This window comes from Mediterraneibacter faecis, from assembly GCF_055383675.1.
The window spans coordinates 841353-857545 of the sequence record NZ_AP043803.1 but is presented as its reverse complement, the minus strand read 5'-3'; the positions used below and the strand labels follow the sequence as shown (position 1 = coordinate 857545).

15 protein-coding genes and 7 tRNA genes are annotated in these 16193 nt (G+C 42.0%); 2 read left to right on the top strand and 20 right to left on the bottom strand.

Annotated features, from left to right (window positions below):
• Window positions 1–8: 8 nt before the first annotated feature.
• From hisH to ACZ47Z_RS04080, 4 genes are all read right to left on the bottom strand, one after another.
• Entirely contained in the window at window positions 9–614 is a 606-nt protein-coding gene (gene hisH, locus ACZ47Z_RS04095) for an imidazole glycerol phosphate synthase subunit HisH (RefSeq protein ID WP_020436210.1), read from the bottom strand.
• A 36-nt stretch (window positions 615–650) separates the two neighbouring features.
• Complete coding sequence (locus ACZ47Z_RS04090; protein ID WP_227176936.1) at window positions 651–2156, bottom strand: sensor histidine kinase; 1506 nt, start codon at window positions 2154–2156, stop codon at window positions 651–653.
• Window positions 2157–2161: 5 nt separating this feature from the next.
• Window positions 2162–2851 carry a response regulator transcription factor gene (locus tag ACZ47Z_RS04085; RefSeq protein ID WP_054753719.1) on the bottom strand — a complete coding sequence of 230 codons (690 nt, stop codon included), beginning with the start codon at window positions 2849–2851 and terminating at the stop codon, window positions 2162–2164.
• 182 nt (window positions 2852–3033) lie between these two features.
• Window positions 3034–3273, bottom strand: coding sequence for an HPr family phosphocarrier protein (locus tag ACZ47Z_RS04080; protein WP_015529312.1), 240 nt, complete (start codon window positions 3271–3273; stop codon window positions 3034–3036).
• Window positions 3274–3594: 321 nt separating this feature from the next.
• On the opposite strand from ACZ47Z_RS04080, the gene ACZ47Z_RS04075 reads away from it, so the two are divergent.
• Complete coding sequence (locus ACZ47Z_RS04075) at window positions 3595–4272, top strand: YoaK family protein (RefSeq protein ID WP_227165478.1); 678 nt, start codon at window positions 3595–3597, stop codon at window positions 4270–4272.
• 88 nt (window positions 4273–4360) lie between these two features.
• On the opposite strand, the gene ACZ47Z_RS04070 is transcribed toward ACZ47Z_RS04075, so the two are convergent.
• From ACZ47Z_RS04070 to glf, 14 genes are all read right to left on the bottom strand, one after another.
• Window positions 4361–4441: transfer RNA gene (locus tag ACZ47Z_RS04070), tRNA-Leu, on the bottom strand.
• A gap of 60 nt (window positions 4442–4501) precedes the next feature.
• A tRNA-Lys gene (locus ACZ47Z_RS04065) sits at window positions 4502–4574 on the bottom strand.
• A gap of 36 nt (window positions 4575–4610) precedes the next feature.
• Window positions 4611–4682 (bottom strand) — tRNA-Gln (locus tag ACZ47Z_RS04060).
• A gap of 53 nt (window positions 4683–4735) precedes the next feature.
• Window positions 4736–4809, bottom strand: a tRNA-His gene (locus tag ACZ47Z_RS04055).
• 7 nt (window positions 4810–4816) lie between these two features.
• Window positions 4817–4890 (bottom strand) — tRNA-Arg (locus ACZ47Z_RS04050).
• A gap of 37 nt (window positions 4891–4927) precedes the next feature.
• Window positions 4928–4998 (bottom strand) — tRNA-Gly (locus tag ACZ47Z_RS04045).
• Window positions 4999–5005: 7 nt separating this feature from the next.
• Window positions 5006–5080 (bottom strand) — tRNA-Pro (locus tag ACZ47Z_RS04040).
• Window positions 5081–5287: 207 nt separating this feature from the next.
• Window positions 5288–5767 carry a metallophosphoesterase family protein gene (locus ACZ47Z_RS04035; protein ID WP_020437304.1) on the bottom strand — a complete coding sequence of 160 codons (480 nt, stop codon included), beginning with the start codon at window positions 5765–5767 and terminating at the stop codon, window positions 5288–5290.
• Window positions 5764–6378, bottom strand: a complete 615-nt coding sequence (locus tag ACZ47Z_RS04030) for an XTP/dITP diphosphatase (RefSeq protein ID WP_196021366.1) — start codon at window positions 6376–6378, stop codon at window positions 5764–5766. Before ACZ47Z_RS04030 ends, ACZ47Z_RS04035 begins: the two co-directional genes overlap by 4 nt.
• Window positions 6379–6429: 51 nt before the next feature.
• Window positions 6430–7578, bottom strand: a complete 1149-nt coding sequence (locus ACZ47Z_RS04025; protein ID WP_015529308.1) for a THUMP domain-containing class I SAM-dependent RNA methyltransferase — start codon at window positions 7576–7578, stop codon at window positions 6430–6432.
• Between the two features lie 354 nt (window positions 7579–7932).
• Window positions 7933–8163 carry a hypothetical protein gene (locus tag ACZ47Z_RS04020; RefSeq protein WP_054753714.1) on the bottom strand — a complete coding sequence of 77 codons (231 nt, stop codon included), beginning with the start codon at window positions 8161–8163 and terminating at the stop codon, window positions 7933–7935.
• A 256-nt stretch (window positions 8164–8419) separates the two neighbouring features.
• Entirely contained in the window at window positions 8420–8935 is a 516-nt protein-coding gene (locus ACZ47Z_RS04015) for a DUF1700 domain-containing protein (RefSeq protein ID WP_015529306.1), read from the bottom strand.
• 430 nt (window positions 8936–9365) lie between these two features.
• Window positions 9366–10382, bottom strand: coding sequence for a hypothetical protein (locus tag ACZ47Z_RS04010; RefSeq protein WP_464525900.1), 1017 nt, complete (start codon window positions 10380–10382; stop codon window positions 9366–9368).
• A gap of 158 nt (window positions 10383–10540) precedes the next feature.
• On the bottom strand, window positions 10541–11641 hold the full coding sequence (gene glf / locus ACZ47Z_RS04005) for a UDP-galactopyranose mutase (RefSeq protein WP_015529304.1): 1101 nt from the start codon (window positions 11639–11641) through the stop codon (window positions 10541–10543).
• Window positions 11642–11810: 169 nt separating this feature from the next.
• Between glf and ACZ47Z_RS04000 the strand changes: the two genes are divergently transcribed.
• The gene (locus ACZ47Z_RS04000) at window positions 11811–13079 is read left to right on the top strand and encodes a dihydroorotase (protein ID WP_464525899.1); all 1269 of its coding nucleotides are present in this window, start codon (window positions 11811–11813) and stop codon (window positions 13077–13079) included.
• A 50-nt stretch (window positions 13080–13129) separates the two neighbouring features.
• On the opposite strand, the gene ACZ47Z_RS03995 is transcribed toward ACZ47Z_RS04000, so the two are convergent.
• The gene (locus ACZ47Z_RS03995; protein WP_226901139.1) at window positions 13130–15727 is read right to left on the bottom strand and encodes a heavy metal translocating P-type ATPase; all 2598 of its coding nucleotides are present in this window, start codon (window positions 15725–15727) and stop codon (window positions 13130–13132) included.
• Between the two features lie 59 nt (window positions 15728–15786).
• Entirely contained in the window at window positions 15787–16098 is a 312-nt protein-coding gene (locus ACZ47Z_RS03990; protein WP_015529301.1) for a metal-sensing transcriptional repressor, read from the bottom strand.
• Between the last annotated feature and the right edge of the window lie 95 nt (window positions 16099–16193).

The window sequence follows — 16193 nt, the reverse complement described above, 5'->3', positions numbered from 1 at the left end:
CACTCCTCCTACAGCTCTACAAAGTTTTTCAGAATCTTCAGTCCTACATCACTGCTCTTCTCCGGATGGAACTGGCATGCGAAAATATTGTCCTTCTCAACAGACGCATGGATATGTGTTGTATACTCTGTTGATGCCTTGACAATCTGTTCCTCTTCTGCTTTCAGATAATAAGAATGTACAAAATATACATAAGAATTCTCAGCGATTCCCTTAAAAAGTCTTCCATCATTCTCTAAATGAAGGGAATTCCATCCCATATGGGGAATCTTATATCCTTCTTTATCAGGTATCCTTAAGATCTCACCCTTTAGAATTCCAAGTCCTTCTACACCCGGAGCCTCATCGCTGTGCTCAAATAAAAGCTGCAATCCAAGGCAAATTCCAAGAAATGGTGTTCCCTTTTCTGTAACCTCGCGGATTACTTCATCAAGCCCTGACTGTTTTAATTTCTCCATAGCATCTCCAAATGCACCGACACCCGGAAGAATCACTTTATCTGCATGAAGGATCTCATCTCTGTCCGCTGTAACTATAACATCCTGTCCAAGTGCAAGCAATGCTTTCTCAACACTGCGGATATTACCGGCATCATAATCAATTATTGCTATCATTAGCCTACCTCTTATCTGTAATCTAGTATCTATTTTCTATACTTTACCACACTTTGCGTCGAGTTCAAACCAAAATTCGACTCCATTGTCATAATTTTTCACGCCGTACCCCTGATGGAAAGATTCCATGATTGCCTTAACGATTGAAAGTCCAATCCCATTTCCACCATATTCACGTGTATGTGCTTTATCCACTTTATAAAATTTATCCCACAGTTTTGGTACATCCTCTTCTGGAATCGGTTTTCCACTATTAAAGACGGAAACACATACTTTTCCATCCATTGAAACGATCTTCACTTCGATCCGCTTCTCATTTCCGACATGATGAATCGCATTCGTAAGATAATTCCGTACAACCTGTTCTGTCTTAAACTCATCTGCCCAGACATAAGCTGTCTCATCAGCAATAAAATCTACATTCGCATTAACCTGTTGGATCAGAATATCACAACTTGCAATAACACCTTTCACAAGCTTCACAATATCAAACCGTTCAAATTCCACTTCATCTGTACCGAATTCCAACTGATTCAGTGTCAGCAGATTCTTGACCATCCGGTTCATCTTTCCTGCTTCATCAATAATGACATCACAGTAAAACTCTGTACTTTCCGGGTCGTCATTGATTCCTTCTTTTAACCCTTCGGCATATCCCTGGATCAATGCGATCGGCGTCTTCAGCTCATGGGAAACATTTCCAAGAAATTCATTTCTCATATTTTCAAGTTTCTCTTTCTGCTCAATGTCCTGCTGCAGCTGATTATTCGCAGTCTTCAATTCAGATATTGTCTTTTCCAGCTGATCTGACATTTTATTAAAATTCTCGCCCAGAACACCAATCTCATTCTTTCCGCCGCTCGTATACTTCGCATCAAAATTCAGATTTGCCATATCTTCGGAAAGTCTTGCCAGTTCCAACACTGGTTTTGTAATCCTTCGTGAAAAAATCCATACAAGGATTCCTCCAAAGAACATTCCGAAAATTCCAAGATAAATCAGAAACTGATTGGCAAGATTGGCACTTTCACGAATACTGTCCAATGGGCTTCGCATTGTGACAAACACACTATCACTTAAATACCCCCACATTTCCAGATAATCCGTACCGCTCTGTGGATCCTGGATTTTACGAACCACATAATCATCCGAATGCTTGAGAATCTTTTCCTGATCATCATCTTTCAGGAAGAAAATACGGAGCATCTGTTTGTACAGGAAACCTTCTTCCTTTACATTTGTAAATACAACCTTTCCATCGTCAGAAATATCCATCGCGCAGACATCAATATTCGTTTTTTCAAGTTCCGCCACAAATTTCTTCTGCACTGCCTCATTTCCAAGATTTCCATTGTTCACTGCTTCACTCATTTCCTCATACATCTCAATCAGATCTTTCTGCTTATGAGACATATAATATCGTCCAAGAAACCCCGTATTAACAATGAAAACTAACATCAGAACAAACACTAGAAGTCCAACAAAAATAGCTGTCATCTGTCCGCTCAACGTATATTTCAGTTCTCTTTTTGCTTTCTTCATCTGATTTATTTCTCCGTGCTCTGAACTTCAAACTTATATCCCATGCCCCAGATTGTTTTGATATATTCGCCCTTATCGCCTAATTTACTTCTCAGTTTCTTCACATGTGTATCAATTGTTCTTGCATCACCAAAATAATCATAATTCCATACATTATTCAATATTTTCTCTCTGGAAAGCGCAATTCCCTGATTTTCTATAAAATAGGTCAACAATTCGAATTCTTTATAACTAAGTTCAACCGGTGTTCCATCAATCTTCACGATATGTGCTGACTTATCAATCGTAATACCGCCTGCCTCCAGCGAATCATTGCCGACCGCTCCCAAAGTTCTGCGAAGGATCGCATTTACTCTTGCCACAAGAATCTTTGGACTGAATGGCTTAGAAATGTATTCGTCCACACCAAGTTCAAATCCCTGCAGCTCATCTCTCTCCTCAGAACGCGCTGTCAGCATAATGATTGGCACTTTAGAAGTCTCTCGAACCTCACGGCACACCTGCCAGCCATCCATTTTCGGCATCATTACATCTAAAATGATCAGGGCAATGTCTTTATCTTCGTAAAAAAGATCCATTGCTTCCATTCCATCTCCGGCTTCTAATACTATATACCCTTCTCTTGTGAGAAAATCCTTCACAAGTTTTCTCATTCTGCTCTCGTCATCCACAACTAATATTTTTGCTCTTTCCATCTTCTTTTCTCCTAACTTATATTTGCGTGTACCAGATCACTTCTACATTTAATTACCTTTTAATATACCAAATAGTTTTGTCAATATTGTGAACAACAAAACGGTCAGTCTATAAATGTGTGTCAAAACTTCATTTACAGACTGACCGTCTCTTCTTTTATTCAAGAATGCCTCCGGCAGGATTATTCAAACTCATAGTTAGAAAAACATTCATTTGCCTCTTCTTCATCCTGTCCATTCACAACTACACGCATTGGCAGTCCCAGCTTAATAGACATTAACCCCATAAGGGATTTACCATCGATGATATAATTTCTGTTTGCCATATCAGTTACATCAACGTCTGATTTTAATTTCTGACAAGTGTTGCAAAATGTCATGATCTGCCCTGCTGACATAAACTTCACTTTCTTTTCTACCATGTTTTTTACCTCCATCTGTCTATCGAGTACAAGTAATAATAAAAGCCAACACAGAAATCTGCACAATGCCTGAATGCAGATTACTGTAATTTCAAACATACTTGACCAGTATATACCACTTATTCCGGAGGTGCAAGTGAATTTTCGATTTTTTTCGACATATTGTCTACCTTTTTTGATATAAAGTTCTCACCCGGAGAATCTTGACAGCCACTACTGTCACTTTTATAATAATTGATGGCTTATTATTACTGCTTTCCGCCAGAAAGCAGCAATTCAATCATGACAGTAGGTACTACACACGAAAATGAGGTGATATCTATGAAACACAAATTTCAAATTTCTGAATCTATCCGGCTTGGAGCAATTCTTGCACTTTCCGGTGGATTCATGGATGCTTACTCTTATATGGAGCGTGGAGAAGTATTTGCCAATGCACAGACTGGAAACATGCTTCTCTTTGGGGTACATCTCTCTCAGGGAGACTTCCAGAACACACTGAAATACCTTTTCCCTGTACTCGCCTTTGCACTTGGAATCGCTCTTGCTGAAGTTGTCCGGGCTAAGGCAGGAAATCTGCTTCACTGGAGACAGATTTCTGTTCTGGCAGAAGCACTAATCCTGATCGCAGTCAGTTTCTTCCCAACAGCATTGAATCTTCCGGCCAATGCGTTAACTTCTTTTGCCTGTGGAATTCAGGTTGAAAGTTTTCGCAAGATTCATGGCAAAGGAATCGCAACTACAATGTGCATCGGTAATCTGCGCAGTGGAACAGAGAACCTGCACCACTATTTCCATACAAAAGAACGACATTTTCTGGATACAAGTCTTCTGTATTACGGAATCATTGCCTGCTTTATTGTCGGCGCAGTGATCGGTAATGCAGCAGTCCAGCTGTTCCAGACAAAGGCAATTCTTGGCTGTTCCTTCTTGTTATTAATTTCATTCTTTATGATGTTTATTGATTGGGAAAAGAAAGAAAAGGAGCTTGCACTTTAATGTGCGGCTTCTTTTTTCATACTGGTTTTCAGATAGAAAAAATCCCGAAAGTGCAATGTTGATCAGCACTTCCGGGAAAAAAATTTACTGCGGATGACAGGACTTGAACCTGCACGTCGTAAACACCAGAACCTAAATCTGGCGCGTCTGCCAATTCCGCCACATCCGCATATTTCTTATTCAATTATTGATTAAGAAAAAAATAGAACAAGCAATTTGCTTGTTCCAGTGAGCGTGCGGGGATTCGAACCCCGGACAACTTGATTAAAAGTCAAGTGCTCTACCACCTGAGCTACACGCCCTTATTCATTTTTATTTCTTTCCTGCTAGCAGGATAACTGGGCTAGCTGGATTCGAACCAGCGAATGCAGGAGTCAAAGTCCTGTGCCTTACCGCTTGGCGATAGCCCATCGAAGACTTCATATCTGACACTGCACGGCCAGTTGGAATATTTAAAGAAAAAGGTGGATAGCCGGACTCGAACCGGCGATATCCAGAACCACAATCTGGCGCGCTAACCAACTGCACCATACCCACCATAAAACGAGCCTGGGGGGATTCGAACCCTCGACCTACGGCTTAGAAGGCCGTTGCTCTATCCAGCTGAGCTACAGACTCATTTCTCTTAATGAGAACCTCTCGTTTTCAAACGAGAAGCGGGTGATGGGAATCGAACCCACGTATCCAGCTTGGAAGGCTGGTGTTCTACCATTGAACTACACCCGCAGGATGATCGGGGTGACAGGATTCGAACCTGCGACCTCCTGGTCCCAAACCAGGCGCTCTAGCCAAGCTGAGCCACACCCCGATATCAGTTTTATTTCCTTGCCCCTGCGGTTTTGTGTTTCTTTCGTATCTCCCGCAGCGACAAGATATATTATATGGCATGTTTCTCAGAAAGTCAACAGGTTTTTTAAAGTTTTTTTACTTTTTTACGACTGTTTTTTTACCTGTTTTTCACAAGAAGAGTGTGCAAATTGTTTCTTTTGTTTTAGTTTTCTGATAATTAAAACAATTATAGATATTTTTGCTCAAAACTCAATTTTCCGTCCCCATTGACTTCCATGATCATATAGCTGCCTCGTCTTCCCTCCTGACGTGGAAAAGATAGACTTCCCGGGTTTAAAATTGTCATTCCATCCTTCTGAAGAAAGAAAGGACGATGTGTATGACCAAACATTACGAGATCCGCACCTCTTGATCTGCCCTCTTCTATGATAGTTTCCATCCCCATGGACACATAATAATAATGTCCATGGGTAATAAATGCATGATAAGGACCAATCTCAAACTCCTCTTCTCTCGGAAGTTCTGTAAAAAAGTCGTTATTTCCTCTTATAATATGCTTCTCACACTCTACGACAGCCTCCAGATAGTCTTCTCCACCTTCTACATCTCCAAGATGGATAAACATATCAATTTTCCCAGCCTCTTCTAATGCGCGGTCCAGTGCCTGGTGTCTTCCGTGTGTATCACTGACAATCAGAATTTTCATGCTTCTTCCTCGTTCAATTTCTCTTCCAGCAGGATTTTTATTGCTCGAAGTGCTTTTCCTCTGTGGCTCAATTTATTTTTCTGCTCCGGTGTCATCTCCGCTGTTGTACATCCGAATTCCGGAACATAGAAGATCGGATCATACCCGAATCCATTCGCACCGACAATCTCGTGTCCAATTTGTCCTTCAATCGTCTCACGGACTATGCTTGTCGTTCCATCCGGAAATACTGCTGCAACCGCACAGACAAATCTTGCGGTACGCTCATCGTCCGGAACCCCTTCCAGTCTGTCCAGAAGGATTCTGTTCTTTATATCATAAGAAGTATCCTCTCCGGCAAATCTCGCAGAATAAATTCCAGGTGCCTTATCCAGATAGTCAATCTCAAGACCTGAATCATCTGCAAGAACAATATCGTTGACCAGCACTCGTGATACAGCTCTTGCCTTGATCTCTGCATTTTCTTCAAAGCTCATTCCGTCTTCTACGATTTCTTCATCGACTCCTGCCTCACGCATCGATACGATCTCCATACCAAGATCAGCAAGAATCATCCGGATCTCTTTCATCTTATTTTCATTTCCTGTTGCAAATACAATTCTTCTCTTCATTTTGCTTTCTACCTTCTATTCTTTTTCGCCAACAATCTGGTACAGCGTTTCTTATTTCTTCGGTCTCGGTGGCTTTGGTCCCTGGAACTGATAGAAATATGTTTTCAGCATACCATTATAAATCTTACGGTTCTTATCTGCTTTTCTTCCGAAATAACGTTCTGCGTCTTCATAACTTGTGATCATGTATGCAGACCAGCTGTCAAGTTTCCTAAAGCTCTCGCCAAATTCACGATATAAACCAGGAAGTGCCTCTTTCTCCTCAAGACGCTCTCCATACGGCGGGTTTGTTATAATAAATCCATATTTCTTCGGATGACTCAGTGCACTGACCGGTCTCTCCTGGAAATGGATCAGATGATCCACACCTGCATTCTCTGCATTCTGTCTTGCCATCCGCACAACATCCCCATCAATATCATATCCCTGGATATCCGTCTCAATCTGATCATCGATCAGATCATTCGCCTCATCAATGGCCTCATACCAGAGTTTCTTATCAATCAGATTTGCCCAGCTCTCAGCCGTAAAAGAACGATTCATTCCCGGTGCAATATTTGCTGCCATCATTGCTGCCTCAATTGGAAATGTTCCACTTCCGCAAAACGGATCCACTAAGATACGCTCTTTTCTCCACGGTGTCAGCATGATCAGTGCTGCTGCCAGTGTCTCAGAAATCGGTGCCTTGCCGGCTGACGGACGGTATCCTCTCTTATGAAGAGAATCTCCCGATGTATCGATTCCGATCGTAACGATATCCTTCATCAAAAATACTCTCAGTGGATAAGAAGCTCCATCTTCCTGAAACCACTGTACATGATATCTGCTTCTAAGACGATCTACCATCGCTTTCTTCATAATTGACTGAATGTCTGAAGGGCTGAACAGCTTACTCTTTACCGATGAAGCTTTCGCCACCCAGAACTTCCCGTTCTTCGGTATATAATTCTCCCACGGAATTGCTTTGGTCTTCTCAAACAATTCATCAAAGGTAACTGCTTTAAAACTTCCTGCCTTGAGCAAAACACGTTCTGCTGTACGGAGAAATACATTCGCTCTGCACGCTGCATCTGCTCCTCCGTAAAAGGTAACTCTTCCATCTTCCACCTGTGCGATCTCATATCCCAGATCCTGAATCTCCCTTTTTAATACTGATTCAAGACCGAAATGACACGGCGCAATCCATTCCATTCTTTCCATATCTACCTCATATTATCTTTATGTACTTATTAATTGTTACTGTTCACACGATGTGCGACCAGCAACGCATCTCGCCATTTTAAATCGCCTTTGGCGATGGGGCGAGATGCATTCAAGCCAAAACATGCATCCTCCGTGTCAATCAGCGGAGTGATTGACACGGGAGTGAACAGTAACTATTAATTACTGTTAACTGATTCTTTTTACAGTATTATAATTTTACTATAAATGAAAGGCAGAGTAAAGTGCGATTGCCTTTCTTCTCTGCCTTGTTGCTGTTTATAATAATCTTATGAAGTGAGTTTCAAAAGTAAATTTTGCCACTCACTTGTTTGTTACTGCTCACAGTATCTGTTAATATCTGTCTGACTCATCATAATCATCTTTTCCGCCATAGCAGTCATCTGCATTTTTGGAATTGCAGTTTGTGCTGTTCTTATTCTTATTTGAATAAGAATTTTTGCTGGAATTCTTATTCGAACCTGAATTAGATGTTGAATTTCTGTTCTTACTCTGATTTTCTTCCTTCGATGAATAGAATCCATTCTGGGAATTTTTACTTGTGTTGCTATAATTTTTTGCCATGATACTTCCTCCTTATTTGGTGTTACTGTTCTTATTAACTGACAGTAACTATTTAGTACAATCTTTATTATCCCAAACGGAGGTCTTTTTATGCATTTTGTTTCAACCATATTTTGAATATTTTGCTTGCTTTTTCCAAATGCATATATTATACTGATTCATGTAGAAAGATTATTTTCTACAACCCCTTATTAATTATTTATACTCCCCTCAAAAGACCGATGGCTCCCCCATCGGTCTTTTACTTTTCTTTTTTCTAATATCGTCGGTTCCCACCGATCAGTCTGATCACGATCATAATGATCAGAAGAGGAACAAGAACCGGTGCCAGAAAACTGATGATTCCTGTTATAACAGACACAACTACTACGACTACAAATACAACTGCAAGGATCAGCAAAGCCTTCTTCCACCAGGTATCTAATCTGAACTCATGATAGGAACCATAAGAATGCTCTGTTCCATATTCATCCTTCTGTCCATAACCAGTATAGCTATTCTGTGCCTGCGTTGTCTGGTTGTACGAATTATTAAATGGACTCCTGTTCTCATAAACCACTTCTTCGTCTGTTCCATCACTTGCATCTACAATGGTTTTCGCAATTGCCCACGGATCTCCGAGCAGTTCCAAGACCTCCTGCTCGCTCTTTCCTTTTCTCATTTCTTCTATAATATAATCATCATAAAACTTAAGATGATCCTGAATTGTTGCGGCATCAAGCTTTCCATTCAAAGCCTCCTGTAATTTTCGGATAAATTCCTGTCTTGTCATATTCAACTATTACCTCCTGTTCCAAAGGTTACTGTTCACACGATGTGCGACCAGCAACGCATCTCGCCATTTTAAATCGCCTTTGGCGATGGGGCGAGATGCATTCAAGTCAAAACACGCATCCTCCGTGTCAATCAGCGGAGTGATTGACACGGGAGTGAACAGTAACTTCCGAAGTTCTCTTTAGATGTAGAATACCACACTGCCATTCTTTTTTAAACCGTTATTTTCCACTACATCTGTCGTTCATAATTTGTTCATTTATCATTTAAAAATCTTTCATCTTCTTATCACTTTTTCTTCATTTCTCTCACATATACTATAAGCATCAAAGGAAAAAACAAAAAACTTTGAATAAACTTTTTCATAATACATGCCGGGAACCAGTAAATGGTTACCCGGCATCCTCCCTTTTATGGAGACTTTTTTCTTATTCCGGAACAACCGGATCATTTATCACTTCTTGTTTCGTTTCCTGTTGTATTTCCTCTTCTACAGATTTTTCCGCAGTTTCCTCTGTTTGCTGTTCTGGCGTTTGCTCTGCTTCTTCCTTGTTTTCCCCGTTATCCTCTTCTTTCGTCGTTTCTTCTATCTTCTTTTCACACGCTTTGACCGATTCCAGAATCTCCTGAACCCGTTCTTCCATCTCTTTCTTCCATTTCATATCTTCCAATGCTTTTTTTCTGTCCTGTTCAGTTTCACTATGTTCTTTTGGTATTGTTTTTACATCGTCTGCTTTCTGAGCTTGCACTGCTGTTTCACTTTTCCCAACTGTATTGTTGCCTTCTCTTCCCTGGCTCATCCCAATTCCTGCTGCCGCAATTACTGCCCCGGCAGCAAATAAAAGAACCGCCAGTTTGACATTCCGAAGTTTTACTTTCTGTTCCAGATTCCATTCCTCGCGTTCCTCCGGAAGATCACGTATCACCTGGCTGATCTTATCATAATGCCGTCTTCCGCCACCGGTACAACGTTCAATGATTCGCTCCAGTCTGCGTTCTTCACTTCTGCTAAGTTCTGGAATCTGCTCTGTATATGCCAGTAAAAACTGCAAAATTTTACCATATCCGAACAAATCCACTGAACAATTTTTCTTGCTGCCTGACGCTGTCGGACGGATAAAATGACTTCTCACCGCTTTCTGCTGCATCTTCTTCATAACAAATTCATTTTCCTGTGCATCCGGATTTAAAAGCAGCAATTCTCCTTCTTCTGTCACAACAATACTATATGGGGTCAGACAACGATAATTCTGCCCACGTCTCGACTGCTGATACTTTCTTATTTCTCCGGCAATTTGTCGGAACCATTCAAATAACACCGCTTTATCCAACTGTGTATTATCCCGCAGATAATAAATCAAAAGTTCTCCCTGCAGGCAATCAATACTTGGCTGACATTCGGTTCCTTTTTCCACGAAGCGAAGTACTTCATACATTTTTTCCATATTTAATTCTACTGCGATCTGTCATCTAAACGTGTGCGGCCCCACACCGCACACGATACAATACCTGTCCAATTGAAAATTATCAGAATCTGATACGAACTACTCTTCAGAATCTTTCCTGATTCTTCAGTCAGAACGACTGAAGTGTGACTCTCATATTAATTGAATTCTTCCAGTCTGTCAAGAGCTGCGGCAACAACTTTATCCATGTCATAATATTTATAATCTCCCAGTCGTCCGCCAAAGATTACATTTTCTTCCTTTTCTGCAAGCTTCTTGTATTCTTCAAACAATGCATTATTCTTCTCATCATTTACCGGATAGTATGGTTCCATGCCAACACTCCATTCTGATGAATACTCTCTGGAAATAACCGTCTTCTCCTGCTTGCCAAACTCAAAATGCTTATGCTCGATAATTCTTGTATACGGAACTTCACGCTCTGTGTAATTGACAACAGCATTTCCCTGATAGTTCTCACAATCAAGAACTTCTGTCTCAAATCTGACAGAACGATACTCCAATGCTCCCAGCTGATATCCAAAATATTCATCGATCATTCCTGTAAAAATAATCTTCTCTGCAATCTCCGGATTCTCTTTTCTGAATTCAAAGAAATCAATCCCTGTACGAACTTCTGTTCCTTCCAGCATCTTCTCAACGATTGCTGTATAACCGCCAACCGGAATTCCCTGATATCTGTCATTGAAATAGTTATTATCGTAAACAAATCGGAATGGCAGACGTTTGATAATAAATGCCGGAAGTTCTGTACACTTTCTTCCCCACTGTTTCTCTGTATAACCCTTGATCAGCTTCTCATAGATATCTCTTCCGCCAAGAAAAAGTGCCTGTTCCTCCAGATTCTGTGGATCTGTGATTCCTGTCTCTTTGCGCTGTTTTTCAATAATCTCTTTTGCTTCCTGTGGTGTGCGGATATTCCACATCTTACTGAATGTATTCATATTAAATGGCAGGTTATAAAGTTCATCTTTATAAACTGCTACCGGTGAATTGATGTAATTATTAAATTCCGCGAACTGATTCATGTAATCCCATATCTTTTTATCAGACGTATGGAAAATATGTGCACCATATTTATGTACATGGATTCCTTCTATGTCCTCACAGTAAATATTTCCTGCAATATGATCTCTTCGGTCAATCACAAGACATTTCTTCCCTTTTTTCTTTAATTCATGTGCCATGACAGCTCCATAAAGACCTGCTCCGACAATCAGATAATCGTATTCTTTCATTTACTCCTTCTTTCCGCAGAACGATTGTCTAGATCCGGTAAAATTCAGAGATCAACCTTTCTGCCTTCTTTCTTTTCATGTTACAGTGTGTTTATGATAACACATTTTCTAATAAATTTGAATCTCTATCAAAAATACGGTATACTTAACAGCAAAAGGAGGATGAATTATGCTTATAAAAAATGGTTTTCTAATTGATCCTGCATCTGATACAGAACGTCTTGTCGACCTTCGCATCACAGACGGTCTGATCCAGACACTCGCAGATGCCGGAACTCTGACACCTGAAAATGGAGAGGATGAGCTTGATGCTGCAGGACTTATGATTTCTCCAGGACTTGTTGACACACACATTCATTTCCGCGATCCCGGATTTACTTATAAAGAAGATCTCCATACCGGATCTCTAGCAGCTGCTGCCGGTGGATTTACTTCCGTGATCTGTATGGCAAATACTTCACCGGTCATCGATTCTGTTCCGGTTCTCAAAGAACTGATGGAACGGGAGGCTTTGGAAGACATCCATATTTTCCAGGCTGCTGCTGTCTCCTGCGGACTCAAGGGTGAAGAGATGACTTCTATGAAGGAACTTGCCGCTGCCGGTGCCTGTGGATTCACAGATGACGGAATCCCTCTTAAGAACGCTGCATTTCTCTATAAGGCCATGGAAGAGGCGAAGGCACTTGACCTTCCGATCAGTCTTCATGAAGAAGATCCTGCATTTATTGAAACAAACGGAATCAATCACGGACCTGTATCTGATGCGCTGGGCATCTACGGATCTCCTTCGATTGCTGAAGAATCTCTTGTTGCCAGAGATTGTCTGCTGGCGCTTCGTTCCGGTGCACAGGTCGTGATCCAGCATATCAGCTCCGGACAGTCCGTTGAACTGGTACGTACCTTTAAAGCTATGGGAGCAAATCTGCATGCAGAGGCAACTCCGCATCATTTCACTTTGACAGATGAAGCTGTATTAAAATACGGCGCACTTGCCAAGATGAACCCACCGCTTCGTACAGAAAATGACCGCCTTGCTATCATCGAAGGTCTCAAAGACAGTACGATTGATCTGATTGCTACAGACCACGCGCCACACAGTACGGAAGAGAAATCCCGTCCTATCACCCAAACACCAAGCGGTATTATTGGTCTTGAGACTTCCCTTGCTCTCGGAATCACTTCCCTTGTACGTCCGGGACACCTGACATTAAGCCAGCTGATTGAGAAGATGACGATCAATCCTGCCAGCCTGTATCACCTTCCGTGCGGTTCTGTCGCAGAAGGAAAATCAGCTGATCTTGTACTGTTTGATCCGAATGAGAAATGGACTCCTGAGACTTATGCTTCTAAGTCTTCTAATTCTCCATTTACCGGATGGGAATTGTATGGAAAAGTAAAATATACAATCTGTGATGGGAAGATTGTATACAAGGATTAATCCAAGAGGTCCCCTGCAGAATCTTTCATTTCTGCAGGGGACCTCTTGGATTAATCCTCGATCGCTGTTACTGTATAATCTTTGTCTTCGACTGTCTTTTTCAGCACTTCATTACTGATTTCAGAATTCAGTGTCACAACTGCTGTTCCGGCCTCATGGCTGACTTCTGCTGTATCAACCTGCTCAAGTGCCTCGAGAGCTTTCTTCACAGCCGCCTCACAGTGTCCACACATCATTCCTTCGATTTTCATTGTCTTTGTCATCTTTGTCTCCTCCTTGTTTTCTGACTCATTTTTGTCTGCTAAGACAATATCTGAAACAGTATTTTCTGCTGTTTCTACCTTTTTCATCTTTCTTTTTCTGTCTTTGCTGGCATCGTGCATTTTAAACAGATTCAGTCTCAATGCATTTGTTACTACACAGAAGCTGGACAGGCTCATTGCCGCCGCTCCGAACATCGGATTTAATTTCCAACCAAAGACCGGGATCCAGATTCCTGCTGCCAGTGGAATTCCTATCGCATTATAGAAAAATGCCCAGAACAGATTCTCATGAATGTTGCGCAATGTTGCACGGCTCATACGGATTGCCGCCGGCACGTCACTTAACCGGCTCTTCATCAGCACAACATCCGCTGCATCGATTGCAATATCTGTCCCCGCTCCAATGGCAATTCCCATATCTGCCCTGGTCAGTGCCGGTGCGTCATTGATACCGTCACCTACCATCGCAACCTTTCCTTTTTCTTTCAGCTTGCGGATCACCTGTTCTTTTCCTTCCGGAAGAACACCTGCGATCACTTCATCCACACCTGCCTGCTCACCAATTGCCTTCGCTGTGCGCTCATTATCTCCGGTCAGCATAACAACATGGATTCCCATATTCTGAAGTTCTTTCACTGCCTGTGGACTATCTTCCTTGATCACATCCGCAACTGCGATCATGCCAAGGAACTGCTCATTCCTTCCAAAGAACAGCGGTGTCTTTCCTTGCTGTGCCAACCGTTCCGCCTGTTCTTTTATGCTGGCAGAAATCTTCATTTTGTCAGAAATGAATTTAAAATTGCCTCCGTACAGCCAGTCCTCTCCAAGTTTTCCTGACAGACCATTTCCCGGAACTGCCTGAAACTGTGTGATTTCACTTTTCTGCTCTGCTTCCCCATTTTCTTCTGCCTTTGCAAGAATTGCCCGGGCAAGCGGATGCTCACTTTTCTTCTCCAATGCATTTGCAAAAAATAATAATTCATGTTCTGTCATTCCGTCCGCAGGGAGCAGATCTGTCACCTTCGGTTCTCCACTTGTGATTGTTCCTGTCTTATCCAGTGCGACAATCTCCGTCTTTCCTGTCTCTTCCAGCGAAACAGCTGTCTTAAACATGATTCCATTCTTCGCGCCCATTCCATTTCCAACCATAATTGCAACCGGAGTGGCCAGACCTAATGCACACGGGCAGCTGATCACCAGAACAGAAATTCCCCTTGCAAGTGCAAATCCAACAGGCTCTCCGACAAGCAGCCATACGATCATTGTGACAACTGCAATAGAAATAACTGCCGGAACAAATACTCCTGAAACTTTATCTGCCACTTTGGCAATTGGCGCTTTTGTTGCTGCCGCATCACTTACCATCTGAATGATCTGTGATAATGTCGTATCCTCGCCAACTCTCGTCGCCTCGCAACGCAGAAAACCTGACTGATTCATTGTAGCCGCAGACACTTTATCCCCTTCTGCTTTATCTACCGGTATACTCTCTCCGGTCAGGGCAGCTTCATCTACTGCACTGTTTCCTTCCAGAACAATTCCATCCACCGGAATATTCTCCCCAGGTCTTACAACAAACTGATCTCCTCTTCTCACCTGGTCAATCGAAACTTCCTGTTCTTTTCCATCACGCAGGAGCGTTGCTGTCTTTGGTGCCAGCTTCATAAGGCTTTTTAATGCATCTGTTGTCTTTCCCTTTGAATGCGCTTCAAGCATCTTTCCGACTGTGATCAACGTTAAAATCATTGCTGCTGATTCAAAATAAAATTCATGCATCAGCTCCATCACATGATCCATATCGCCTGCCGTCTGCGCTGCTGTCATAGCGAATAATGCATACACGCTATATCCATAAGATGCACCTGCACCGAGTGCAACCAGCGTATCCATATTTGGTGCTCTATGGATCATGCCTTTCCATCCACTGATAAAAAACTTCTGATTGATCACCATAACGATTGTCGTTAACAGGAGCTGCGCCAGCCCCATCGCCACATGATTCCCTTCCAGAAATACCGGAAGTGGCCAGCCCCACATCATATGCCCCATTGACAGATACATGAGCGGAATCAAAAAACACAAAGAAGCGATCAGACGCCTTTTCATCTTCGGTGTATCCCTATCTTTCAACGCATCTTCCGCACAGTTCTGCTCACTTTGATTCATTCCATGCCTTTCATTCTTTGCAGATTTCAACGTTGCCCCATATCCAGCTTCCTCAACAGCCGCAATGACCGCATCTACTGTTGCTGTGCCTTCCACCCCCATGGAATTCGTCAGAAGACTGACTGAACAGTTCTCAACTCCGGGGACTTTTCCAACCGCTTTCTCAACACGGGCACTGCAGGCTGCACAGCTCATTCCCGTCACATTATATTGTTCCATCTTACTCCTCCTTCAAGTTGTGATCCGGACTTTTTGTGCCAGATCTCTCTTCAGATCTTTTATCGCATCAATTTCTGAAGTGTCGTCACGAGCTCGTCAATCGTTTCATCTTTTCCATCCCGGATATCATCTGCCACACATGTCCGGATATGGTTTGCCAAAAGCACTTTATTGAAACTATTCAGAGCCGCATTCACCGCAGATACCTGAATCAGAATATCCGGACAATACGCGCCTTCTTCAACCATCCTTCGAACTCCCCTGACTTGTCCTTCAATTCTACTCAGACGATTCATCAGATCTTTATATTCTTTTTCCGGGCGGTCCTTTGTCTTGTGACAACATCCCGGACAGACTTTCTTTTCTTCCATTGTATTTCTCCTGTCGTATAACCCCCAGGGGGTATATTTTCTAATTATTAATATATACCCCCTACAGGTATATTTCAAGTGCTTTTTAACAAAAA

Bases quoted from the DNA above. Each gene is read 5' to 3' on its own strand.
- ACZ47Z_RS04085 (WP_054753719.1), bottom strand. From the start codon at position 2,851: ATGGAAAGAGCAAAAATATTAGTTGTGGATGACGAGAGCAGAATGAGA.
- ACZ47Z_RS04000 (WP_464525899.1), top strand. From the start codon at position 11,811: ATGCTTATAAAAAATGGTTTTCTAATTGATCCTGCATCTGATACAGAA.
- ACZ47Z_RS04080 (WP_015529312.1), bottom strand. From the start codon at position 3,273: ATGGTAGAAAAGAAAGTGAAGTTTATGTCAGCAGGGCAGATCATGACA.
- ACZ47Z_RS04030 (WP_196021366.1), bottom strand. From the start codon at position 6,378: ATGAAGAGAAGAATTGTATTTGCAACAGGAAATGAAAATAAGATGAAA.
- ACZ47Z_RS04035 (WP_020437304.1), bottom strand. From the start codon at position 5,767: ATGAAAATTCTGATTGTCAGTGATACACACGGAAGACACCAGGCACTG.
- ACZ47Z_RS04090 (WP_227176936.1), bottom strand. From the start codon at position 2,156: ATGAAGAAAGCAAAAAGAGAACTGAAATATACGTTGAGCGGACAGATG.
- ACZ47Z_RS04020 (WP_054753714.1), bottom strand. From the start codon at position 8,163: ATGGCAAAAAATTATAGCAACACAAGTAAAAATTCCCAGAATGGATTC.
- ACZ47Z_RS04010 (WP_464525900.1), bottom strand. From the start codon at position 10,382: ATGGAAAAAATGTATGAAGTACTTCGCTTCGTGGAAAAAGGAACCGAA.
- ACZ47Z_RS04015 (WP_015529306.1), bottom strand. From the start codon at position 8,935: ATGACAAGACAGGAATTTATCCGAAAATTACAGGAGGCTTTGAATGGA.
- ACZ47Z_RS03990 (WP_015529301.1), bottom strand. From the start codon at position 16,098: ATGGAAGAAAAGAAAGTCTGTCCGGGATGTTGTCACAAGACAAAGGAC.
- hisH (WP_020436210.1), bottom strand. From the start codon at position 614: ATGATAGCAATAATTGATTATGATGCCGGTAATATCCGCAGTGTTGAG.
- ACZ47Z_RS04025 (WP_015529308.1), bottom strand. From the start codon at position 7,578: ATGGAAAGAATGGAATGGATTGCGCCGTGTCATTTCGGTCTTGAATCA.
- ACZ47Z_RS04075 (WP_227165478.1), top strand. From the start codon at position 3,595: ATGAAACACAAATTTCAAATTTCTGAATCTATCCGGCTTGGAGCAATT.
- ACZ47Z_RS03995 (WP_226901139.1), bottom strand. From the start codon at position 15,727: ATGGAACAATATAATGTGACGGGAATGAGCTGTGCAGCCTGCAGTGCC.
- glf (WP_015529304.1), bottom strand. From the start codon at position 11,641: ATGAAAGAATACGATTATCTGATTGTCGGAGCAGGTCTTTATGGAGCT.